This is a genomic window from Bacteroides sp. AM32-11AC (assembly GCF_003603515.1).
Classification (GTDB): domain Bacteria; phylum Bacteroidota; class Bacteroidia; order Bacteroidales; family Bacteroidaceae; genus Bacteroides; species Bacteroides uniformis.
Genome location: NZ_QTNH01000003.1, coordinates 1,429 through 25,627, shown reverse-complemented (window position 1 = coordinate 25,627; position 24,199 = coordinate 1,429). Strand labels below are relative to the sequence as shown.

Below are 24,199 nucleotides of genomic sequence, written 5' to 3'. Positions count from 1 at the left end.
ATTCGCAAAAGTAGCCGATGGGCTAGGAAGGGATATGGAAAATCGTTTCAAAACCTATAAAAAAGGTCTCAAACGACCGTTTTCCCCAGCTTTGGTACGTTATTCCAATTCCCAGCTTTTTGTACCTTCCGGGGTGTGGAACAGGAGTACGTTACTATTGGCTTTTTGCTCCATATACTTGCTTTGAGATATGTATTCGGTATTCAGTTTTACAGGATTTCCATTCAGTTTATACTGTCCGTTATAGGCTGTTTCAGGGGAAAAGAATGTCAGTTCCAGTGTGTGTCCCTGTAGGTTGGTATATGAAATTCCCGGAGTTTCACTCGTTTCATAGTCACCGGAACAGTTAAACTTTACCTTTTCGCGAATATCATTGGCTAAATTCTCCAGTTCAGCTTTCATATCTCTTCGGGCATCTTTGTATTGTTCGGTGATTTCAGTCGTTTCCAATACCCAGGAGCCTCTGCGACGCTTCTTGTCTTTAAGAATGAGAACATCGTGTGCTTTTATATCATACTTGCCGCCGGAAATTTCAAAAGCCCATTCTTCCGGAGTAGCGAAAGCGAACATCATGGAACCTGTGTGACACAATATCCATTGCAATCCGTTGATCTTCTTCACCATTCTCTTTTTTATGCCTTTGCGGCTGAATGGTACGTACATCTGATAGAAATGGGGGATATTCATATAGTTTTCTGTAACATTATATACGCCAATGGCACTTTTTTCGTATCCGAAGACACGGTGATAAGGATTCTCCCCATACCCCAGCTTGTTGGAGTGTGTCTGATAAATCTGAGGGCGTTCGGGGTTATCGTGGCACACACTGAATACGGATGCTTCCGAATTATCCGATTGCCAGACAAGATGTATGTTCTTAGTCTCTTTAAATGCGTAGGTGTATTGGAAATCTTTCAGTTTATCAGGAAAAGCTTCCACTGTCTGGGTGGATAAACCGTAATTCGGACTTTGATAAGTGTAGCGGCAATAGTAATGCTTGCTGTCTATCCGTAAAGCTTTGAAATCGTAAGGATAACTTTTCGAGTTATTCAGAGCTTGTAGGAAAGGGAGTGGTTTTACAGTACGTTCGTAGGCCAGCCAGAAGTTGAAACAGCCGAAATTGTCTCTGTTTGCAGCTTCACGGAGGATGATACGCTCATCGGGGCTACCGTAGAATAACCAGGTTAGCTGAACGATCTGTACGCCGGTGCTCAAATTACCTGTATATAAGTTCTTCCAACCTTTACAACGGGGAGGGTTGGCACAATACAGGCCTTGATTCCAGGGTAACAGCAATTGTGCCACAATATGGTGGTAAGCTGCTAAAGCACTTTTACGTATCTCTTCATTTTTAGAGAACTCGGCAAGCATCCTGATATATTGAAGATTGGTTCCCAGATAGGTAAAAGCATCTGCTTCAGGACAGTTATGAGTGATGAATTGCTTTAATGTATGTACGATTCTGTCATGCAGAAATTCTTTTAGCTGGACAGAGGTTTTGCCGTCGGCATCTGTAAAGTCAGGCCATTCTTCGGCGCAGAGCAATCCGCTGGTCTGATGCATGAGTTTCATATTCAGCGTACCGTTATCTCTGGTATATTTACCTATTTCCATAAAGGCTTTAATCTTTTCTCGCAGCGAATCCGGCATTTTTTCTTTGGTGAGCATGTAGCCGTGCATGGTGGCATGGGCAAAGAAATCCATATCGGAACCGGAGTTATAGAACGCTTTCACATGTTCCAACTGGTATTGATACATTTCGGTTAGTTTTTCTATGGCTTTTTCCTTTTCATAGTCACGCCATAAGCGGGCGAAGTAGAAAGGCGACACATATTTTATATTACCGTTGGCCACCGGTTGGGTCTGTAACATCTGGTCGATGAGTGAATGACTGCGTTCTTCATAAGTAGAACCGTGCATATAGGCTATTTGGGCATTTACGGCACTTGCAAAAAGAAGTCCAGCCAACAGAAAAATAAAGTGGTGATAAGATAGAGTTTTCATGTATTTCCGTATTTATATTTAGAGGACAAATGTAAATGCGAATCCTTTTTAGAGGTATGAAAATCGTCTTCTATTTTAGTAAAATCATCTCTTTCTCGTCTTCTTTTGTTTGCTTATGGGAAAATCAGTACCTTTGTACCCTAAATCATCACCCAAAGGGTGAAGGATATGGCGAGAGACTTGTTCTTCCAATCGCAATGCCTGAAGTTGCGTACCTCACTTGCGAAGTGGGGTTTTCTATTTTGATAGGTAAAGGACTTTTAACTTCATTTTCTGCCTACTTTCGTTCTTGACAGATCTTACAACGTAAGTAAAGAATTTCTATTTTACAGGTCTAATTGCCATTTTAGCGAAATTAGCATTCCAACTTGCATTATAATAATGGCTTTTCTCGTTATAATAGAAGATGTATCCAAAACGCCCATAAGAATCTTTATAAGATTCTCCTACCCAATAATAACCATCATTAGCATTTGTTATTTGAGTCTGTCCTATAGGACCACTCATCGGCAATCCATAACCCGTAGGAGGTAGAAATATACTGTTTCCATTACGACCAGTTACTTTCATACCTACCACCCCGTTTACTGTAGCTTTTGCCCATGTACATTGCGTTACCAGTTCCACTTGCTCTGTTTTACTCGGTAACCTCCACGTCCCTCCCCATGTTGCGCGTACAATATCATATTTAGTTCCACAAATATTATCAACATCCGGAGCTTCATAATAAGGTGTCATTCCACTATTCTCAACATCTCCCCACAGATAAAGCCCACCTGCTTCCGAAGATGTTGTTGCTCCTAAATTGAATGAAGCCCATTTTACACTAAGGCCTAAGTCAATAGCCTTATAAGGTGACTGTTCGCCTAAAGGAATAACTACTTCTGTTCCATCCTTAAGAACAATTCTCAGTTCATCTTCTGTTGCTTCTACTGATTCAAAGAATGAATCACCATTTTTACCAGAGGCTTTTACTGCATTTCCATGTTCATCAAGTAATTTAGAATAGGTGTACCCATTGTCATAACTTACAATCCAATAATTATCTGAATCCACTTTCAATAATGGCGTAATCGCATCTGTTCCTGACGCAGGAATTCTATTTCCTTCAGTATCATAAAGCCAAGTAGTTGTACCATTAATAGTCTGGGTCCAATAGTATTTACCATTATCATACCGAACATTAATCACCGGAGCATCCTTTCCATCAACTCCATCTTTTCCATCAGATATTGTTATTTTTGAACCGTCAGAAAATGTAAGAGTATAGCCATCTCCTGACGTAGTAACCTTGGCAACGTACAACCTATCCTGAAGTGCAGCCACAATGGACTTAATGGTAGTAATATCACTATTCAGCAATTTTAACTGCTCTTCAATGGAAGTCACTCTATTATCCAGTGAATTAATCTCATCCCATAATTCGCTGTCATCATACTTACTGCATGCCGACACGCAGATTAACAATAGGATTACTCGACAAATAAACTTTATTTTTTTCATCTTCCTTCAATTTAAATATATCATTAATAATTAAAAAACACATAATCATAATTTCCATTCAACAACGACTCCCCATAAGTTGGCTTATAAGCAAACCCATGTGAAAGTTCCAATCTTGTGCCTAAGAAAGTATCTACATTCACTATTTGATCATCAATTCCAAAAAGTCCACAATCCAAAACAAGATCATCCATATTCCAGCTATAACTTCCATTATATTGAATAGTGCCATTTACCAATCTGAATCTTCCATCAGTATAAAATGTTAAAACTGTATCTGTTGCTATATTTTTCCAACTCCCAACAATCACTTGTCGATTCATATTGAGATCAAAAAAAGAATTAGCCTTCCAGTATTCATGGTCCGCAATAGAATTACGAGCCTTAAAAGAATGGTAATTTCCATCCTAATCAATACAAGTCATAGCATACGAAGCCAGTTCTGTAATGCAAAAATCATATCCACATGTCGTACTTATTCTCCGAGTTTTAGGATCATACCCCCAACTACCTTTTCTATTTAAGGTATCAAAACCTCAATATATTTTGCATGTCTTATCAGCGTTCAACCGCATCCCCAAACTATTCCAATTAGGAGCATCCCAAATGCCAATAACTTCTCTATACTCTGAAAAATAATCTATAAGAAGTACATCGTCATCTAATTTATCGTAAGCAGACATACTTATCCCTATAAATAATATGAGTATAAACTTATAAACATCTTCTTTCTATTATTCTATAATAAAAGGTTTAGCATTTGACCTAACATATTCTAACTCATCTTGGTGAAAGGTCACATTTAGACTATTATCTTTCTCCAATTTTCTACATACTACAAAGTCAGTCTTTTGCATGGACAAGCCTAAACCAAAGACTTCTTTATAGCGAAGTACTTCCCATTCATTTCCCAATTTATCTTTAACAAAGTCTCCTACGTTATAATTTTTTTGTTGTATCATAGTTCATATTTAATTATACATTCTATTTATTGCTCACCGCAAAGCAATTAACATTTAAACTACTACTATCCGTTTCTTTCTTAAATATATTATTTACGCCACTTGTTCCTTAGAGTTGGGGCTATTACACAAAAAGACAGCGTGGAACTGCGTGCTATTCATTGTCTTTGAAGGTCCTAGGAAAACCCAACTATACAAATGAACAAACAGCAGACCCACGCCGAAACCAGCGTAGGAGCAGTCTATGCCATTCTTGTATAGTTTCGAAAATTTCCTAGGTTCTCAAAGACAAGAATGAAGCACAACGCTTCTTACAATATCATTTCACAAAAATATTGAAGCTAAGGACACTTCCTTGCTTCGATGGCAAATTTAACGATAAAGAATGAAAACAAGAAAAAGATTGGAAAGTATTTTTAAGGCTGATACCTACAGAAGATAAATATGATTTTGTCATTCTGACACTTTGTATTTTCTATCGCACGAGAATCCCGTATTTCCGACCGATTATCCACACAGAAAGAAATACGAGAGCGAAAATCCATAAGTGTCAAGTTATAAGCATTATACCAAAACGAACGTCCTTCCAATAAATCGAAATCACACCTCCGAAAGCCCTGATACACCGAAAATGCAAAAGCAAAAGAACGTTTTACTAAAACAGAGTAACCGTTTTACTAAAACGCAATACCCCTTTTAGTAAAAAGCAATCACCCTTTTAGCTTAAAGGTGTAGCCAATTTCTGCATAAAAGCCCTACAAAAGCGGAAGAATATGCAAGAAGAACGCATCTTTATGACCCCAATATCCACAATATATCCTAAATTCGTCCTTCTGCCCAACCATGTGCGGCAGAGAAATCTACAGAAACATTACTTTTTGTCAAAAATATAAGGATATTACTGCCTTTCAGTACCTTTTACAACAACCCATGCAGCTCCCACGCCCGCACATGCCATATTCCTTCATTGGACGGCAGGCAGAAGTCATCAAGCGAGACAACCAGTTTCTCATAATTATCTTGTATCGCCTCCAGCGAAGCATACTCACGGCGCACCGTCTGTTCATCTACCAGCATGTAGGTGGATTGCAGATATATCGTACGGTCACCTTTCCGAGCGATGAAGTCCACCTCTTTTTCTTTAGCACATCCGGTATAGACATCATAGCCCGCCCGAAGCAACTCCAGATAGACAAGATTCTCCAGTTTATAACCCACACCATAGGCTGTTCCGGGATAGAGGAAATTCTTAAAGGCAAGGTCGTTGATGTAATATTTCGCCGTACCGGACAGTATTTCCTTTCCGCGCAAGTCAAAGCGTTCACAACGATACGCCAAGAACGAGTCTTCGATATAGCCTATGTAGGCAGCCACGGCATCATAGCTCGTCTTCCGGCCTTGGCTCTTGAAATAGTTCACGATGTTGCCGATGGACACTAAATTGGAGGCATTGCCTACAAGAAACGCAAAAAGGTCCTCAAGCAGCCGGGGGTCACGTATGCTGTAGCGTTGGATGATGTCCTTCAGCAAGATGGTGTCCTTCAAGGCAGACAAGTAATTGCGCTGCACCTCCTGCTTTTCGGGCAAGACAAAAAGTTCCGGGATTCCGCCCGTATTCATATAGCCCATATAGCTCTCACGGTTCTGTTCCAGATGCCTTATCTCTGTATACTCCTGATAGCTGAAGGGATATACCGGAAATTGGACGTATCGCCCCGAAAGCAGCGTGGCAAGCTCACCGGACAGCATCCGTGAGTTGGAGCCGCTGATAAAGAGCTCGTACTCCTCGGTATAGTCCTGCGAATAAGAATTGACCGACTTTTCCCATTCTTCGATGAGCTGCACTTCGTCGATGAAAATATATATCCTCCCCTGAGGGTGCAGTTCGCTTTTATAAAGCGTCACCAACTCTTCCAAATCCTTGTGAGTCTTCAAAAAAGCAAAGTCGCTCAGTTCCCGGTTGATGAACAAAGTGTTCTGCGGAGGGACACCGTTTCTTATCAGTTCCCTTGCTATCTGTCTCAACACATAACTTTTCCCAGCACGCCGCTGACCGATGAGCACCTTTACAAGACGATTGCCTACGTAGTCCATGATTCTGCCGGTATAAGCTACCCGCATGAAACCGAAGTCAAAATCTCCTTCTGTCCAGAGATTGTACTTCCTAAGTATATCCATTCTTTCGTCCATAACCTAAACTTTAGTTACAAAGATAACAATTTTCGGTTATAAACGAACATTCCCATCAATTCTTTCGTTCATAACCTAAAAAGTTTGCGAAAAAGGCTAGATTTTCGGTTATAAACGAAAGATTCATTTAGACAAGCAAGGAGGATATTTCCTTTCCGCATCCCCCTTTATCGGCCGGATATTCCCTCTATAGAATCATCATTGTTGCATCTATATATCCACCGCGTTGCATCTATACTTCCACCGTGCTGCATCTATAGATGCAGCAAATCCCTTAACCTATCCTAATAATGCTGCTTATTGTCACCTATTTAGAAGCGAAATCATTATATTTGCGCCCATATATGCCAATACGTTGACTAAGCGATGGCAAAACAGCTTGTAAAAAACAAAACTGAATAATAACGAATTTCATCTGAATGAAACAGTACAAAACCGTAAACAACCTTGTAGGCTGGATTACCTTCCTCATTGCAGCGACGGTCTACTGCATGACCATCGAACCTACTGCAAGCTTTTGGGACTGCCCGGAGTTCATCACCACCGGCTATAAGCTGGAAGTAGGACACCCGCCCGGCGCACCGTTCTTCATGCTGGTAGCCAACCTATTCTCACAATTTGCTTCCGATGCCTCCACCGTTGCCAAGATGGTGAACTACATGAGCGCGCTGATGAGCGGCGCATGTATCCTGTTCCTTTTCTGGAGCATCACGCACCTGGTACGCAAACTTGTGGTGACAGACGAAAACAATATCACACGCGGCCAGATGGTTACCATCATGGGTAGCGGTCTGGTGGGCGCACTTGCCTACACGTTCAGCGATACCTTCTGGTTCAGCGCTGTGGAAGGCGAGGTGTATGCCTTCTCCTCACTGTTCACTGCCGTCGTATTCTGGCTCATACTGAAATGGGAGGACGTTGCCAACGAGCCTCACAGTGACCGCTGGCTGATTCTTATCGCCTACCTGACGGGACTTTCCATCGGCGTGCACTTGCTGAACCTGCTCTGCCTGCCCGCCATCGTACTGGTATACTACTACAAGAAAGTACCCAACGCCAATGCCCGAGGTTCCCTGCTGGCATTGCTCGCTTCGGGCATACTGGTAGCAGCCGTACTCTACGGCATCGTGCCGGGTATCGTGAAAGTGGGCGGCTGGTTCGAACTGCTCTTCGTCAACACGCTGGGCATGTCCTTCAACACGGGTGTCATCGTATATATCATTCTGTTGGCAGCCTGCCTCATCTGGGGTATCTACGAAAGCTATACCGAACGCAACAAGGCACGTATGGCACTCTCGTTCATACTCACCATCGCCATGCTGGGTATCCCGTTCTACGGACACGGTACCAGCTCGGTAGTTATCGGTGTTATTGTCATTGCCGCATTGTGGCTCTACCTCCGTCCGAAGACGCAGGCAGCCGTCAAAGAGAAATTCCGCGTATCGGCACGCACGCTGAACACCTCGCTGCTCTGCACCATGATGATTGTCATCGGATATTCCTCGTATGCACTTATCGTCATCCGCTCCACCGCCAACACGCCGATGGACCAGAACTCTCCGGAGGACATCTTCACACTGGGCGAATACCTGGGACGCGAGCAGTATGGCACACGCCCGCTGTTCTATGGCCCTGCCTTCTCCTCGCAAGTGGCACTGGACGTGAAAGACGGTTACTGCGAACCGCGCATCAAGTACAACGGCACGAAGTTCATCCGCAAGGAGAAAGCTACGCCCGACGAAAAGGATTCGTACATCGAAATCCCCGGACGCATTGAGTACGAATACGCCCAGAACATGCTGTTCCCGCGTATGTACAGCAGTGCCCATACACAACAATACCATGCCTGGCAGGACATCAAGGGTTACGATGTGCCCTATGACAAATGCGGCAACATGATTATGGTAAACATGCCCACACAGTGGGAAAACATCAAGTTCTTCTTCTCCTACCAGCTCAACTGGATGTACTGGCGCTACTTCATGTGGAACTTCGCCGGACGCCAGAACGACATACAGGGTAGCGGAGAAATCGAACACGGCAACTGGATTACCGGTATCCCGTTCATCGACAACTGGCTGGTGGGCGACCAGAGCCTCTTGCCTCAGGAACTGAAAGACAACAAGGGACACAACGTATTCTACTGCCTGCCCCTGCTGCTGGGTATCATCGGCCTGCTATGGCAAGCCTACCGTGGGCAGAAAGGCATCCAGCAATTCTGGGTGGTCTTCTTCCTCTTCTTCATGACCGGTATTGCCATCGTGCTCTACCTGAACCAGACTCCGAGCCAGCCGCGCGAACGCGACTATGCCTACGCCGGTTCGTTCTACGCCTTCGCCATCTGGATTGGTATGGGTGTGGCAGGACTCGTCCGTCTGCTTCAAGACTATGCCAAGATGAAGGAACTGCCTGCTGCCGCCATCGTTTCCGTAGCCTGCCTCCTTGTCCCCGTGCAGATGGCAAGCCAGACTTGGGACGACCACGACCGCAGCGACCGCTACATGGCACGCGACTTCGGGCAGAACTACCTGATGTCCCTGCAAGAAAGCGGCAATCCGATTATCTATACCAACGGTGACAACGATACCTTCCCCCTCTGGTACAACCAGGAGACCGAAGGTTTCCGTACCGACGCCCGCACCTGCAACCTCTCGTACCTGCAGACCGATTGGTACATCGACCAGATGAAGCGCCCCGCCTACGACAGTCCTTCTCTCCCCATCACGTGGGACCGAATGGAGTACGTAGAAGGCACCAACGAATACGTCCCCATCCAGCCTGAGTACAAGAAAAGCATCGACCAGCTCTATGCCGAAGCCGAGAAGCAGGCACTGGACGGTAATCCCGAAGCACTGGTCAATGTAAAGAAAGAATTCGGTGACAACCCGTATGAGCTAAAGAATATCCTCAAGAACTGGGTGCGCAACAAGAATCAGGACTTGAAGGTGATTCCTACCGACAGCATTGTCATCAAGGTAGACAAGGAAGCCGTGCGCCGCAGCGGCATGATGATACCGGGCGACTCAATCCCCGACTACATGCACATTTCGCTGAAAGGCAAACGCGCCCTCTACAAGAGCGAGTTGATGATGCTCGAAATGCTGAGCGAGGCCAACTGGGAACGCCCCATCTATATCGCTGTCAGCGTAGGCAGGGAGAACCAGCTGAACATGGAGAACCACTTCGTTCAGGAAGGTCTTGCCTATCGTTTCACTCCGTTCGACACCAGTAAGACGGGCGTGACAATAGACTCCGAAAAGATGTACGACAACCTGATGAACAAGTTCAAGTTCGGTGGCATCGACAAGCCGGGCATCTATATCGACGAGAACGCCATGCGCATGTGTCACTCTCACCGTCGCATCTTCTCCCAACTCGTGCAGCAGCTGATGCGTGAGGGCAAGAAAGACAAGGCAAAAGCCGCCCTGGACTATGCCGAAAAGATGATTCCCGCCTACAACGTGCCTTACGACTGGCAGAACGGTGCCGTACAGATGGCGGAAGCCTACTACCAACTGGGCGAAACCGCCAAGGCGGACGAGATGATGAAAGCCCTTGCTGACAAGGCTGTAGAGTACCTGACCTGGTATCTGAGCCTGGACGACAACCGCTTCATGATTTCTACCCGTGAATTTGAATACCACTGGGCTGTACTCGATGCCGAGGTGAAGGCCATGAAGAAGTACAACTCCAAGCTCGCCGAAATCTACGAGCCGAAGGTGGAAGAACTGTATAATATGTATGTGGACAGAATGAAGGAGTGAGAATAAGGATTAGGGATTAAGGATTAAAGGATTAGGGATTAGCCTGTGCAGTTCATCACTAATCATTAATAACTAATCCTTAACCCCTAATCCTTAATCATTAACCCCTAATCCTTAATCCCTAATCCCTTAATCCTTAATCACGTGTTTATAGAACAACCTCCTGAGTTTTTTCGCAAACTATATCCCGGTGCAGTCTGGAGGATGGACCCCAATGAAAAAGCCGTTTATCTGACTTTCGACGATGGCCCTATCCCCGAAGTAACTCCCTGGGTGCTCGACCTGCTGGATAAGCACAACATCAAAGCCACCTTCTTCATGGTAGGTGACAACATACGGAAGCATCCGGACGAATTCCGGATGGTCGTTGAGCGTGGGCACCGCATCGGTAACCACACCTTCAACCATATCCGTGGATTTGAATACACGGCCAAGAATTATCTGGGAAATACCGAACAGGCGAAGATTTTCATGGAAATGGGTGGGGACATCAATTGCAATGTGGAGAAGGTTCTCTACCCTCTCTTGTTCCGCCCTCCCCACGGCCATATGTTCGCCAACCAGTATCTCACGCTGAAACGAACCTACAAGATTGTGATGTGGGACCTCGTGACCCGCGACTACAGCAAGAAGCTGCTCGGTCCGCAAGTGCTAGCCAACGTGATGCGCTACGCCCGCAACGGCTCCATCATCACCTTCCACGATTCCTTGAAATCCTGGTGCAACGGAAACCTGCAGTACGCATTGCCGCGCGCCATTGACTTCCTGAAGGAAGAGGGATATGAATTCAAAGTATTATAAACTTGAAACAGCAGAAAGTTACCAACATCTGCTGTCACAATAAATTCCACATAAAATAAGAAGGGGTTGTCTCGGCAAAAGGCAACCCCTTACATTTTATAGGCTCATGTCCTGTTCCACAAGAATAAACAGATGTTTTATAATTACCAAGTAAATGTACATCTGTATTCATCCCACTGGTCTTTTACAACCAGTTCCGTAGGATAACTGTCGGAATTCAATGTCCATGTAAAATACATATCGGACACAGAGTCCTCGCCATTGTATGTATAATGCCCTACAAGCGGCAGATGTTTCGTAGCCTTACCAAGCATGCCTCCATAATAGGCATATATCATCTCGTCCATATCCACATCCAGTATTTCATCAAACAACATCAGGCAGCCCTTATTCTCGATAGGAGCTGTTATATTATCCGTCGTATAGTCTATGGCAGCACTATACTCCCACTCGTCATTGCTGTCGATAATTCCGTCACCATTGAGATCCCCACTAGCTACATAACGTGTGGAAGTCTTCACCACATCTCCATCCTTATAGGTGATGTTCGTTATTTCACCATCGCTTTCAGAGCGTTTCATTACAACCAGATGGCCTTCAGTGTCGTATTCCATCTCCCAAGTAAACTCATCGGCATCGGGAGTACCAGCGTGGTCTATTGAGTTGCAAAATTCCACATAACCATCGCTGTTGAGCTGCAAGTTCAGTTCTGTAACATCGCCCTCTTCATCCGTCACGGTGATTCTTGCTCGGTCCTTTGCAACATCTGCCTTTGTAGTAGCGGGAAAGTACTCAAAGACGGCTTTATCCCCATCCTCAGTTGTAATGTTCGTCACCAGCCCTTCTTCATTGTGAGAAATCGCCATGCCCGAAACCGACTTCGGAAGCCCTCCCGTAAACACTTGCGAAGGATTGACCACAGTGGCGGTGTTTTCGCCACCCTCACCATTCTCATTTTCGTCATCGTCACTGCAAGCAGTGAATCCCAAGCACAACGCCACACCCAACATGGAGGCAGCCATCATTTTAAACATTTTCATAAGTTACAAATCTTGTTTTATCCCCATCCCTCTAAGGAAAATCCATAATAACAAAAGTATAAGGAATGCCGTCCGTATCTCACGACAACAAGACTCTGCCATTCAAACCCGGACAGATACTTTTGGCCATTTATCATTCCCAGACAAAGCTTAATATTTTTTGCAAAGTAATAAACTTTTCCTTTCACTCCTTGTCACTGAAAAAGGTGATTTTTCAGCCACATACAGAAAAAATTCAGCATCTCCAATAAAAAGCAAAATGAATAAGACGTATATTTGCAACAACTAAGCACAGATTGAATTCCACTAAAATATACCGATATGAGGGTACGCCATACTAAGCTATTATCACTCCTCTTTTCTTTAACCACTATCCTGCTTCACGCCGGAGAAATACCAACAGACACTCTGTTGGCACACTTCTACAACCGGGCAGCCAATCTCATGGAAGAAGGACACTACGATGAAGCGCAACGTAGCTTCGACAGCGCCTTTGCCACCCGGAACGTAAAGCACTCCTTCATGTATCCCATCTTGCTGAACGAACAAGCCACACTACTGATCTATGTGGGAAAGACAGAAGAAGCCTTTGCCATGAAAAAAAATGTGCTCCCCTACCTGCCGCAGATAGATGATTTGGAAAAGCACATCAGCGTATACAACGATTTGGGCCTCCTCTACCGTCAGCACCAAATGAATGACTCTACACTCTACTATTACAATAAAGCACTGGACACTGCCTTGCAATACGGAGACGAAAGCTGGATAGCCCACATCTGCAACAATGTGTCCATCCTATACTTCAATATCAGGCAGCTGGACGAAGCCGAAAAGTATACCGACATGGCCGCCGAACATGCCGCCAGAACCGAAGACCCATTCGTAGCCTTCACCACCTGGCAAATCAGGGCAACCATAAAGGCTGAACTGAACAAGCTGGATGATGCTGAAAAATCCAACCGCAAAGCCTGGAACATTGCCTGCCACGGAGAGGGAAACGAAGACCTATGGAAGATACGCTGCCTGCCCGGCATGCTGAGACTCTTTGAACGAAAAGAACAACCCGATTCCATAGACCACTACTTGAAATTGGGGAACAAACTACTACAACGGGTACCATCCAACTCCATCGCTGCCATAGGATTCATACAATCGAGGGCAGCCACCGAAACAAACCGCAAAAACTATGCCCGCGCCTTGAAGGACTTCCACTGGCTGCGTAACCGGAAAACCGGTACCGAGCCCAAAACATTATTTACACAAATGGCACGATGCTACGATGCCTTGGGAAACCCCAAACTGGCCTACACCTATATGGATAGTGCCCGCATGTGGACTGATACGCTGGCACAGCACAATCTGACGCAACAAATGGCAGAATTCAACGTGAAATATCACACACAAGAAAAGGAATTGGAGATAGCCCACCTGCAACAAGAACAACTGGAACACCAAGCCTTCCTGCTAAAAGCCTCCATTGCTGTAGCCCTTCTGTCCGGTCTTGCTCTCATTACTTTGTTGACGCTCCGCCACAAGAAACGAATAGCCGAAAAGAAGATTGAACTGCTAAAGCAAGAAAACGAACTGAACTCGGCACGCCGTTACATTGAAGGGTTGGAAGAGGAATGCAAATATTTTGCCAAGGAACTGCATGACGGCATAGCCAACGACCTGCTGGGGCTGCAAATGAAGATAGAAACTTCTGCCGGCAAAGGGAATGAGCAGGAACTGGCCTCACTCGTCAGCAAACTGAGAAACAACGTGCGGAATATCTCACACGAACTGATGCCTCCCGAATTCGAGCATCTCAGTCTAGACCAGATACTCGACCGTTATGCTGCCAAACTGACCGAGAACACCGGCATAGAGGTCAGCTATCATCCAACGGAGAACAACGCATCACGCCATCTTCCCAATGAAACCGCTTATGAGCTGTACCGCATCGTACAAGAGCTCACCATGAACATCGTGAAACATGCCTCAGCCAGTCATATAGTCATCAGTCTCCGTGCCGACAATGAAAATAAATATACCCTGCAAATTACAGACAACGGTAAGAATGCAAACAAGCAACAAACAGCAACAAACAACAATGACGGCATAGGATTGCACACCGTAAACGACCGTATCAGAGCCATCAACGCTACCGCCAATGTATGCTCGTCAACAGAAAACAACGTTTTCACCCTACTGCTTAACATAAACGAATGAAACCAAACAAAGAAACATACAGAATACTGGTAATAGATGACCACCCGATTGTTGCTGAAGGCATCATCGCATTGGCCTCGCAACTCGAAGGAGTGACGTGCAAAGGAGCCACTTGTGCAAAAGACGTGGAACAACTGACCCTCAAAGAGAGATTTGACCTTTGCATCATTGACCTTGAACTACCGGATATGAATGGATTCCAACTCATATCCCACCTTCACAGCCAGATACCCGAATGCGGCATTTTAATCTATACCATGCATGAAGAACCTTGGATCATAGCCAAATTATCCACCCTAAACATCAACGGAGCTGTTTCAAAAAATGCCAGCACCAGCGAATTGAGAGACGCCATCAGTACACTGAAAAACGGAACCAGATACTTCAGCAATGTTTTCAGCGAACTGGACAAGGAAAAACAAAACACCCTACCACATGCACTTCCCGAATTGTCGAGACGTGAAAAAGAAGTGCTCGCCTATCTCTCGCAAGGACTGAGCACTTCTGAAATATCCCAATTACTATTTCTCAGCATCAATACAATACAGACTTACCGGAAGCGCCTGATGGAAAAACTGGAGGCCAAAAACGTTGCAGAACTTGTCTACAAGGGGAAGAGCTTATTCTGAGAACACTTGTCATTCGCCCGGACAGTTACAAGCCTCCAGCTTCTCAAGCTTCTCCGTCTGAAAAGGAAGAAAATCAACTTAGCGGATACTCACCGTCATCGGATTGCGCACCTTCTGTGCAAAATCAGCCATGTATCGGTTCCAGGCTTCAGCAGTCTTGATGTCCGCGCGGTCCCAGGCAAAGCCCCAGTAATACACGTAGTCAGCGCCCGGCTCATAGTCGCTGACAACCAGTACATGACCGTCCGCATTGTTACGCATCTTCTTCTCCTCTATGGGGAAAAGCACGGTTTTGGCTTCCTTCACAACGGCAGGGAAAGCGGCCCCCATAAATATCTTGCCATTATCCGGTCCGGTAGTGGGGTCTACATACGTCATATAGCCACCGGCGGCATCAGCCACCACAGCACCGTCCGGTTCGTGCAGCACAATACCGGTAACAATGGGCAAAGATTCCTTTAGATTGCTATACGAAACGGCAGTACGGTTCAGATGAGAACCGGCATCCAGCGTAATCAGACGCGTTTCCACCACCGCAGTATCCCCTTTCACAGCCAACGGATTGAACTCCAGCTTCACCGTGAAGCGCAACGGACCGTTGTCCAGCACCTCCTGCGTCTTGTAGCACCACGGATAGATAATGGTATCATTCACCATCAATGCAGACACTCCGGCTCCCAATGTTGGGCCTACTGCATAGCAGTCCATGCCATAACCGTGGTCTATATGATAGGAGAATGTGCGTACCAGCTCATCGGCTGCCTTCGGGTCTGTCTTGCGCAATTCATTAACCTGCTTCCAGGAGTCTGCATCCAGTTCCTTGGCATATATGTCTTCCAGTACCGGTGCAGCAGTGCCTCGCTTCGTAAACAAGTCGTAGCCGAAACCGCGTTCACCCCTTGCCTGCAATGCAGGACCGTAGGCACGGAAGCCTACCAAGTCGTTCTCCCAGGCCATGTCGTCCAGACGTTCGGGATACTGCCGCCCACAAGCCCTTACCTCCACATCGACGGGAGTACCGGCCTGGACGGTATATGCAGCCGATGCATTGGCAGCTACCGTCGCAGGGAAGATTAATTTGTCATCGTAGGTCACTTGGTAAGGCACCTGCTCCCCTTCGACATTCAGAACCACAATCTGTGCGGTGTCTGCCAGATTCAGAAGGTTTGAGATTTCGGTCATGGACACCTCTACCATCTCATCGGAACGGTCCATCGCTAACGGATTGGTTACCGTAACAGTCACTATCTTGCTATCGTTGCAAGCAAGACAGCAGAGGGCCGCCATACATAATAAAAGAAAGTTTCTCATATAATCATTGCTTTTTCCTAATCAGTTGTATAACTTTCTTTTAGGCGCGGATTATACGGATTTTCCTTATCCTTTCCGCGAAATCCGCGTAATCCGCGCCCAAAAGAAAAAGGTGACAAGTGACATTATCCTGCCACTTTATCACCTTCTCAATTATCCTTAAATTTATTTCGGTTGCTTTCCGATATAAGCCAAGATACCTCCGTCTACATAGAGGATGTGACCGTTTACCGCATTAGAGGCTTCCGATGCCAGGAACACTGCCGGACCGGTAAGTTCTTCCGGAGCCAGCCAGCGGCCTGCCGGAGTCTTGGCGCAGATGAACGAGTCGAACGGGTGACGGCTACCGTCGGCCTGCTTTTCACGCAGCGGAGCAGTCTGCGGGGTAGCGATGTAACCCGGACCGATACCGTTACATTGGATGTTATATTCACCATATTCAGAGCAGATGTTGCGAGTCAGCATCTTCAAGCCACCCTTGGCAGCGGCATAGGCCGACACAGTCTCACGCCCCAGTTCGGACATCATAGAGCAGATATTGATAATTTTACCGTGGCCCTTCTTCATCATGGCAGGCAGAACAGCCTTTGATACGATGAACGGAGCATTGAGGTCGATATCGATTACACGACGGAAGTCAGCAGCCTCCATCTCGTGCATAGGAACACGGCGGATGATGCCGGCATTGTTTACGAGGATATCAACAGAGCCTACTTCCTTTTCAATCTGGGCTACCATGGCCTGAACAGCAGGTTCATCTGTCACATCACATACATAACCGCGTGCCTTGATACCCTTTTCAGTATAGGCAGCCAAGCCTTTGTCTACCAACTCCTGGTTGATATCGTTGAAACAGATAGTTGCTCCTTGCTCTGCAAAAGCTGAAGCGATAGCAAAACCGATACCATAAGAAGCACCTGTAACAAGGGCTACTTTACCTTCCAAAGAAAAATTCAAATACGGATTCATAACGTTAAATTATTAAGTTTAAATAAGTGATATTCTATTTATGTACGATTTGCAAGTAGTTTATACTCAATGGAAACTTTATTTTGGGAGAATGCCTTCCCTATAAGGAAATCGCAGCGAATGCTTTTCGTATCGTAGCTTTTCACATCATCGGGATGCTCAGCATAGCGAATTTCATAGTTCGTTTTCATGATTGCACTACATTTAATAGGTTATAACTTCAGCCATCAAATACACATCGTTTGCGTACACGATGCAAATGTAACAAAAGAAAATGGAGAAACCGTATAAATTTGTGTCAATTATATAGCAATATCGTTCAAAGATTCGTAAAAAGAAAAAATCTATACCTATAGTGCCAACAAGAGGGGGAAAGAATAACAAAAAAACCCACTAAAACTTGCGATTTTAGTGGGTTTTTAGCTGCAATTAGCTGTATCGTAGTTGGACTACCAGGATTCGAACCTGGACAAACAGAACCAAAACCTGTTGTGCTACCATTACACCATAGTCCAAACATAGGGCTTTCTGTTAAAAAGCGGTGCAAAGATAAAAGGAAGCCCCGAAATATCCAAATATTTCGGGGCTATTTTTACTGCCGAAGCATTATTTCCTTAATTACTTCTCTTTAGGATACCGCTATTTGGCGATAATCAGATAGTAATTCTTCTTGCCGCGCTGTACCAGCAGGTATTTTTCGTCCAGCAGGTCGGCTGTCGTAATCACCTGGTCGAAAGCAGCCAGTTTCTCCTTATTCAGAGAAACGCCACCGCCTTGCACCAGCTTACGCATCTCGCCCTTGGAAGCGAATACAGCAGCATTATCCACGAACAAATCCACCGCCTTCACACCGGCAGCCAGTGCATCACGGGATATTTCGAACTGGGGAACACCCTCGAACACAGCCAGCAGCGTATTTTCGTCCAACTTCTTCAGTGCATCAGAAGTTGCATTGCCAAACAAGATGTTGGATGCATCCACAGCAGCGTTATAGTCCTCTTCGGAATGAACCATGATAGTCACTTCCTTGGCCAGGCACTTCTGAAGGACGCGCAAATGGGGAGCAGCCTCGTGCTCGGCCGTCAGAGCGTCAATCTCCTCCTTGGACAGTGCAGTGAATATCTTTATGTAGCGTTTGGCATCCTCGTCGCTCACGTTCAGCCAGAACTGGTAGAACTTATATGGAGAAGTGTAGCGCGGGTCGAGCCAGATGTTTCCGGACTCTGTCTTGCCGAACTTGCCACCGTCGGCCTTCGTAATCAGCGGGCTGGTCAGTGCAAATACCTCCCCACCGTTCGTACGGCGAATCAGTTCGGCACCGGTGGTGATGTTACCCCACTGGTCGCTGCCACCCATCTGGAGCTTGCAGCCTTTGGTTTCATACAGATGAAGGAAGTCGTACCCCTGCAACAGCTGGTAGGTGAATTCCGTGAAGGAAAGACCGTCACGTGCCTCACCGTTCAGACGCTTCTTTACAGAATCTTTCGCCATCATATAGTTCACGGTGATGTGCTTACCCACTTCACGGGCAAAATCGAGGAAAGTGAAGTTCTTCATCCAATCGTAGTTGTTCACCAACTCGGCACGGTTGGGGGCATCCGAATCAAAATCCAGGAACTTGGAGAGCTGGGCCTTCATACCGGCCAGGTTGCGCTGCAACGTCTCTTCCGTAAGCAGATTGCGTTCGGCAGACTTTCCGGAAGGGTCACCAATCATACCCGTAGCACCGCCAATCAGTGCCAACGGCTTGTGTCCGCAACGCTGGAAGTGACGCAAAATCATCACACTGCAAAGGTGCCCGATGTGCAAAGAGTCCGCAGTAGGGTCGAAACCAATGTATGCAGTCACTTGTTCCTTAGCCAGAAGTTCTTCCGTACCCGGCATCATATCGTGGAGCATGCCACGCCATCTTAATTCTTCTACAAAATTCATCGAATGATTAAGTTATCTGATTAATTATTTAAGTGATTATCTATGAATTGTTTGATTCCTATTTTAATCTGCGCAAAAATACGACTCTTTATTCGAAGAAACAACTCTTAGGGTTTAAAAAAGACTTTGCAGACATTTCTCCGGAGTGTTTCTCCAAGCTCCTCGGGAGAGATGCCGCGCACTTCGGCAGCGCGTGCATACAATTCCCCGATGGAAACTTCGCTTTCATCCGTTTCGATGAACAGCCGGTCGGCAGGTACCCGGCACAAGGCTGCTTCCTGGTATTTCTCCCCGAATGAAAGGTAAAAGCCATGTTTCAGATATTCCTCCGCCAGCGCCGCCTTGCCACGGAAACCATGTATTATCCACGGATTCGACGGGCGCAAGTCCCGCTTCACCTTCAGCAGTTCATCAACTGCCTTCACCAGATGAATCACCAGCGGCTTTCCCACTTCCTCTGCCAAACATGCCTGGCACCTGAACACTTCCACCTGCAAATCCATCGGAGCATCTGCCAGCTTGTCCAGCCCGGCTTCGCCCACGGCAAGTACTTGGGGATGGCGCACTAACTCCTCCAGGCCGCACACCCTGCTAGCCACAGCACCTTCGGCTCCTGAGTGTTCACCTCCACTCCGACCTATATGCCAGGGATGTATCCCCACCGAATACCATCCGCCGCTCTGTGGAGAGAACGTTTCGGGATAGCAATTTGCAATGGCAGTTCCGGGTACTTGCGGAAGCCGGTGTGTATGTATGTCAACTGGAATATTCATGGAACGGGATCATATCCGGAACCTCCCCAGGGATGGCAGCGCAGAATGCGCCTTACTGCCAGACAAAACCCCTTGAAAGGTCCGTGTTTCTTGATGGCCTCCACCGCATATTGCGAACAAGTGGGGGTAAAACGGCATGAAGGCCCTATCATGGGCGATATGCACTTCTGATAGAAATAGATGGGAAGCAGCAGCAGATATGAAAGCAGACGCTTCATGACACCTGCGGAGTTTGCTCGGCTTCGGCATTTACCGCTACCTTCTCGGCAATGCGTGCCAAAGCTGTCTTCATACGGTCCTCAATGACAGAAGAGTCTACCAACTGGTCCGAAAGATAGATGAAGGCCACGGCCAGACGGCACTTTTTTTCCGTCAGCACGGCCAGCAGTCCGTGTTTGTTCATGCGGTAGGCTTCACGTATCTGGCGTTTCACGCGGTTGCGCTTCACCGCCCGCTTGAAACGGCGTTTCGAAACACTTACAAGAATGGAAACGGGTGCCTCCAGCTCCTCCACCGGCAGATACACCACACGCAAAGGGAAAACCGAAAACGAGCGTGAGCCGCCCGCAAACATCTTCTCTATCACTTTCTTCTTGTCCAACCGTTCGGACTTACGCAAGGTATTTGGCATGGGGTGATGAGTTATAAGTTATGAGTGATAAGTTATGGGGCGATACAAAAACGAGCTACAAGTACCTGGCAACATAAAAGCACAACCACTTGTAGCTCAATTTTATAAATCCATTGTTATGTCTACAAGCTATAAGCAAATCACTCATAACTTATAACTCATAACTCTTTTTACTTTCCTTTATTATTCTCCTTGATAAACATGTCAAGCGCCGCCGTCATTGAGGGTGCCTGCACGCTGGGAGCTTCCAAGTCAAGACGAAGTCCGGCATCACGGACTGCCTGGGCAGTGGTAGAGCCGAATGTTCCGATCTTGATTTCCTTCTGGTCAAAATCAGGGAAATTCTTCTTCAAGGCACTGATGCCTGCCGGACTGAAGAACACCAGCATGTCATAATCAAAAGCCTCATCTGCAGCAAAGTCATTGCTGACAGTACGGTACATGACAGCTTCCGTGTGCTGAATCTTATTCTTATCCAGCAGATTCTTCACGTCATCATTGTGCACATCCGACATTGGTACCAAGTACTTTTCAGTCTTATGCTTAACAATGGAAGGTATCAAATCGTCAATCTTCCCGGTGTTTCCAAAGAAAATCTTACGCTTACGATACTGCACATACTTTTGGATATACAGAGCAACGGCCTCCGTCACGCAGAAATACTTCATTGTTTCGGGAATTGTCACACGCAATTCTGTACACAAGTGGAAGAAATGATCAATAGCATGACGCGAAGTAAAAATAACGGCAGTATGATCCAAGACCGAAATTTTCTGTTGTCTGAACTCTTTCGCTGAAAGGCTCTCCACTTTGATAAATGGGCGAAAATCTATTTTCACACCATACTTCTCGGCGATGTCGTAGTAAGGAGATTTCTCTGATGCCGGTTTCGGCTGCGACACAAGTACTTTCTTAATTTTCAACGTCCTAAAATTTTATTATCAAATAACTGTTTAGCTGCATCACACCTTGATATAACACAAAACAAGGCATGATTTCAAGGGCACAAAAGTACACAATTAAAAGCAAACCGCCATATAAATTACCACAAAAAAGCTTTAACCACTTGTATAACATCAATATTTTAGCAAAAAAGGCTAAAATCAATCCGATTATTATCGTCAGCTGCAAACTCAAATCAAAATAGACTATGAACAGAGCAAACGGGAAAAGGGCGAATCCCAAGTAATAAAGTAGCGTAGAATAGGACTCAAGCCATAGCGTTGTAACACTTTCGTCAAAAAAAATCCAACCCAGAAAAGAGTAAAGCATCCACTTCAAGCACAAATAGAGAAGACACATACCGATGTAAATCCCCAATAGAAGTCCCGGCGGCACATGGTGTACCAGTTCCGGCTGTATATCATTGAAGTAGTTGAAGATACAGACGCCTGCTAGGATGCAGGTCTGCAGGATGAGCAGCAGCAGATAGCGCATATCGGCGGCTGTGGAAGTGGCAAATATGCTGGTACGTTCGCGATGAAGCAGGAAATCCTTCACCAGTTGCAGCAGGAACTTGCGGCTGCGTGACAAGACATAGGCCGACAGAAAGAAACAGCACAAAAGGACCACGGTGATGCCATCGTCCATTCTCGGAGAATATGGAATAGGAATCCCCTCCGTCCCCACTACTGCCCAAGCCATCAACAGCCCTATCATATTGCAGCGAATTTACGGATGGAGGCGTCCCACAAGGGAGTGGTATATATCAGTTCCACGGCTTCCTGCGGTGTCTGCGCCACATGCCAGATGGCACCGTGCTGCGTACGCATGAAGTTTTCGTCCACCGCCTGCCGGAGCATATCGAGCAGAGGGCCGAAATAGTTCTTGACATTCAGTATCACAATCGGGTTCAGATACAGTCCGAGTTGCTTCCAAGTGATGATTTCCAGCAGTTCTTCCAGGGTGCCGCAACCACCGGGCAGGGCGATGACGGCATCGCTCAGGTCGGCCATTGTCTTTTTCCGCTGGTGCATGCTTTCCACTTCCACGAGTTGGGTAAGTCCGGTGTGATGCCATCCCTGCTCCACCATGAAGCGGGGAATGACGCCCGTCACCTCTCCCCCTGCCCGGAGTGCCGCATCGGACACAGCGGACATCAGTCCCATATTTCCCGCACCATTAATCAGGCGAATTTGCCGCTGCCCCAGCAGAGTGCCCAGCTCACGGGCTGCATCGAAATAAACGGAATCTATCTTTGTGCTCGAAGCACAATATACGCATACGGAATTTATCTTGTTCATCATCTTGTTACCTCCTTTTTTAGGTACCGCCACAAAGGTACATGATTTCGGGGAGATTTGAAACAAATTTCTTTCTTCCCACTTACGACGGGGGATTTTTCATAAATCAATAACGGATTATGTGTGCCGCAGGCACTGATAAGGCACATTAAACAGAGCTACACCCTTTGCCCCGGATAGCTACACCCTTTGGGGTAAATGGCTACACCATGTCAGGGAAAGGGTGTAGCCTTATATAAAAGGTAAAATTCCCTGTTGACATATAGTGATGAAAGCAGGGAATCGTTCACTTTATTGAATCAGAGGACCTTATATATCAATATTCGAGCCAAAAGTAATCCGTCAAGGTCAATCCGATTAATAGGATTATTCCCGCAATAAGCATAGAGACTTGTATTGAAGTAATTTTCAGCAGAAGGGTCCACCGTCGTAAACCTTCCCAGCGCAGCATCATACATGCGTGCCCCATAATCATACAGATTCAACCCCTTCTTGCCATCGTACTCCTTGCCGTTGTATTTATAAGGCTGCACATTGCCTGAACTTGCAAACACACCACCGAAGGGATAGTAATGGTTCGCTTCCTCAACAGCACCGCTGGAACTGAGGACTACGCGGTTGTTTCCCTGATGGTCCTGCAGGTAATAGTGATACTTCTTGTCCGAAAGCGTAACATACCCCTCTTCCGTAAGAAGAAGCTTGGCAACACCGGTTTCATAGCCCACATAGCAGCAATACACCGTAGGAACCAGATTGCCCGAACCATCTGCCTCCTTATACATCATGCGCCGCTTGATGCCGTCGGCAGTATAGCCATACTGTATGAAACCGCCGGAAGCAAAAGTGACGCCTGTTGGCAAATTTAATACATTATACGTAATATCGCTAATTCCCTTGTTTAAATCTTTGGTCAAATTGCCGTTCGCATCATAAACGTACTCGTTCGCCTGCTTCACACCGTCCTTGAACTCGAAGCCACCGTTGTAGGCGGAAGCCGTCACGGCATCGTCCACACGGGTCAGCTGATTGCCGTTCAAAGTGTAAGTCAGGTTATCAATCAAACCGTAACTGGAAGCAGCGGTCTGACCGTAACGTTGCAGGGTCTTGATGTTGCCGTTTTTGTCATAGGCGGTTACATTCTCACTGAAACGGTTGGTGTTCGTATTGATGCCGGCTGTTTCACCGTAGGTGGCGTTCATCAGGCGGCTTAATCCGTCATAAGTGAATTTGTAACCG

General features: G+C 46.2%; 20 protein-coding genes, 1 tRNA gene and 1 pseudogene. 4 read left to right on the top strand and 18 right to left on the bottom strand.

What is annotated here, in order from left to right; genetic code table 11:
- Positions 1-99 precede the first annotated feature (99 nt).
- The 5 genes from DW800_RS04105 to DW800_RS04085 form a co-directional block, all read right to left on the bottom strand.
- Positions 100-2,004: a hypothetical protein gene (locus DW800_RS04105; RefSeq protein ID WP_052573212.1), complete on the bottom strand. Its 1,905-nt coding sequence runs from the start codon at positions 2,002-2,004 to the stop codon at positions 100-102.
- Positions 2,005-2,325: 321 nt separating this feature from the next.
- Positions 2,326-3,507 carry a DUF4988 domain-containing protein gene (locus tag DW800_RS04100; protein ID WP_117703883.1) on the bottom strand — a complete coding sequence of 394 codons (1,182 nt, stop codon included), beginning with the start codon at positions 3,505-3,507 and terminating at the stop codon, positions 2,326-2,328.
- Between the two features lie 23 nt (positions 3,508-3,530).
- Positions 3,531-3,830 carry a hypothetical protein gene (locus DW800_RS04095; protein ID WP_119957836.1) on the bottom strand — a complete coding sequence of 100 codons (300 nt, stop codon included), beginning with the start codon at positions 3,828-3,830 and terminating at the stop codon, positions 3,531-3,533.
- Positions 3,831-4,241: 411 nt separating this feature from the next.
- Entirely contained in the window at positions 4,242-4,469 is a 228-nt protein-coding gene (locus tag DW800_RS04090) for a hypothetical protein (RefSeq protein WP_117703882.1), read from the bottom strand.
- Positions 4,470-5,387: 918 nt separating this feature from the next.
- Positions 5,388-6,659, bottom strand: a complete 1,272-nt coding sequence (locus DW800_RS04085) for an ATP-binding protein (RefSeq protein ID WP_044468759.1) — start codon at positions 6,657-6,659, stop codon at positions 5,388-5,390.
- A gap of 419 nt (positions 6,660-7,078) precedes the next feature.
- On the opposite strand from DW800_RS04085, the gene DW800_RS04080 reads away from it, so the two are divergent.
- Positions 7,079-10,423, top strand: a complete 3,345-nt coding sequence (locus DW800_RS04080) for a DUF2723 domain-containing protein (RefSeq protein WP_117703881.1) — start codon at positions 7,079-7,081, stop codon at positions 10,421-10,423.
- A 144-nt stretch (positions 10,424-10,567) separates the two neighbouring features.
- A complete protein-coding gene (locus tag DW800_RS04075; protein WP_117703880.1) occupies positions 10,568-11,224 on the top strand; it encodes a polysaccharide deacetylase family protein in 657 nt (218 codons plus the stop codon).
- A gap of 143 nt (positions 11,225-11,367) precedes the next feature.
- On the opposite strand, the gene DW800_RS04070 is transcribed toward DW800_RS04075, so the two are convergent.
- The gene (locus DW800_RS04070) at positions 11,368-12,264 is read right to left on the bottom strand and encodes a DUF4595 domain-containing protein (protein WP_005831035.1); all 897 of its coding nucleotides are present in this window, start codon (positions 12,262-12,264) and stop codon (positions 11,368-11,370) included.
- 321 nt (positions 12,265-12,585) lie between these two features.
- Here DW800_RS04070 and DW800_RS04060 point away from each other — a divergent pair, with 321 nt between their 5' ends.
- Both DW800_RS04060 and DW800_RS04055 read left to right on the top strand, forming a co-directional pair.
- Positions 12,586-14,475 carry an ATP-binding protein gene (locus tag DW800_RS04060; protein WP_117703879.1) on the top strand — a complete coding sequence of 630 codons (1,890 nt, stop codon included), beginning with the start codon at positions 12,586-12,588 and terminating at the stop codon, positions 14,473-14,475.
- Positions 14,472-15,104 carry a response regulator gene (locus DW800_RS04055; RefSeq protein ID WP_005831042.1) on the top strand — a complete coding sequence of 211 codons (633 nt, stop codon included), beginning with the start codon at positions 14,472-14,474 and terminating at the stop codon, positions 15,102-15,104. The genes DW800_RS04060 and DW800_RS04055 overlap by 4 nt, the downstream gene beginning before the upstream one ends.
- A gap of 78 nt (positions 15,105-15,182) precedes the next feature.
- Here the strand turns inward: DW800_RS04055 and DW800_RS04050 are convergent, their stop codons facing one another.
- From DW800_RS04050 to DW800_RS03995, 12 genes and pseudogenes are all read right to left on the bottom strand, one after another.
- Positions 15,183-16,415: a DUF4861 domain-containing protein gene (locus DW800_RS04050; protein ID WP_044468667.1), complete on the bottom strand. Its 1,233-nt coding sequence runs from the start codon at positions 16,413-16,415 to the stop codon at positions 15,183-15,185.
- A gap of 165 nt (positions 16,416-16,580) precedes the next feature.
- Complete coding sequence (locus DW800_RS04045; protein ID WP_005831048.1) at positions 16,581-17,384, bottom strand: gluconate 5-dehydrogenase; 804 nt, start codon at positions 17,382-17,384, stop codon at positions 16,581-16,583.
- A gap of 56 nt (positions 17,385-17,440) precedes the next feature.
- A pseudogene (locus DW800_RS04040) lies at positions 17,441-17,575 on the bottom strand (5-keto-4-deoxyuronate isomerase); the annotation flags it as partial.
- Between the two features lie 253 nt (positions 17,576-17,828).
- Positions 17,829-17,899, bottom strand: a tRNA-Gln gene (locus tag DW800_RS04035).
- 124 nt (positions 17,900-18,023) lie between these two features.
- Positions 18,024-19,316 (bottom strand): tyrosine--tRNA ligase, encoded by a 1,293-nt coding sequence (tyrS, locus tag DW800_RS04030; RefSeq protein WP_009037551.1) that lies wholly within the window; start codon positions 19,314-19,316, stop codon positions 18,024-18,026.
- A gap of 107 nt (positions 19,317-19,423) precedes the next feature.
- Entirely contained in the window at positions 19,424-20,089 is a 666-nt protein-coding gene (locus tag DW800_RS04025; RefSeq protein ID WP_044468783.1) for a TatD family hydrolase, read from the bottom strand.
- Entirely contained in the window at positions 20,086-20,307 is a 222-nt protein-coding gene (gene yidD / locus DW800_RS04020) for a membrane protein insertion efficiency factor YidD (RefSeq protein ID WP_005831056.1), read from the bottom strand. The genes DW800_RS04025 and yidD overlap by 4 nt, the downstream gene beginning before the upstream one ends.
- Positions 20,304-20,720 (bottom strand): ribonuclease P protein component, encoded by a 417-nt coding sequence (gene rnpA, locus DW800_RS04015; protein ID WP_044468782.1) that lies wholly within the window; start codon positions 20,718-20,720, stop codon positions 20,304-20,306. Before rnpA ends, yidD begins: the two co-directional genes overlap by 4 nt.
- Positions 20,721-20,890: 170 nt before the next feature.
- Positions 20,891-21,643, bottom strand: a complete 753-nt coding sequence (locus DW800_RS04010; RefSeq protein WP_005834069.1) for a uroporphyrinogen-III synthase — start codon at positions 21,641-21,643, stop codon at positions 20,891-20,893.
- Positions 21,644-21,647: 4 nt separating this feature from the next.
- The gene (locus tag DW800_RS04005) at positions 21,648-22,379 is read right to left on the bottom strand and encodes a DUF4271 domain-containing protein (protein WP_117703878.1); all 732 of its coding nucleotides are present in this window, start codon (positions 22,377-22,379) and stop codon (positions 21,648-21,650) included.
- The gene (locus tag DW800_RS04000) at positions 22,376-22,963 is read right to left on the bottom strand and encodes a TIGR00730 family Rossman fold protein (RefSeq protein WP_044468813.1); all 588 of its coding nucleotides are present in this window, start codon (positions 22,961-22,963) and stop codon (positions 22,376-22,378) included. The genes DW800_RS04005 and DW800_RS04000 overlap by 4 nt, the downstream gene beginning before the upstream one ends.
- A gap of 299 nt (positions 22,964-23,262) precedes the next feature.
- A partial coding sequence (locus DW800_RS03995; protein WP_243634903.1) for an RHS repeat-associated core domain-containing protein occupies positions 23,263-24,199 on the bottom strand: 937 nt, incomplete at its 5' end.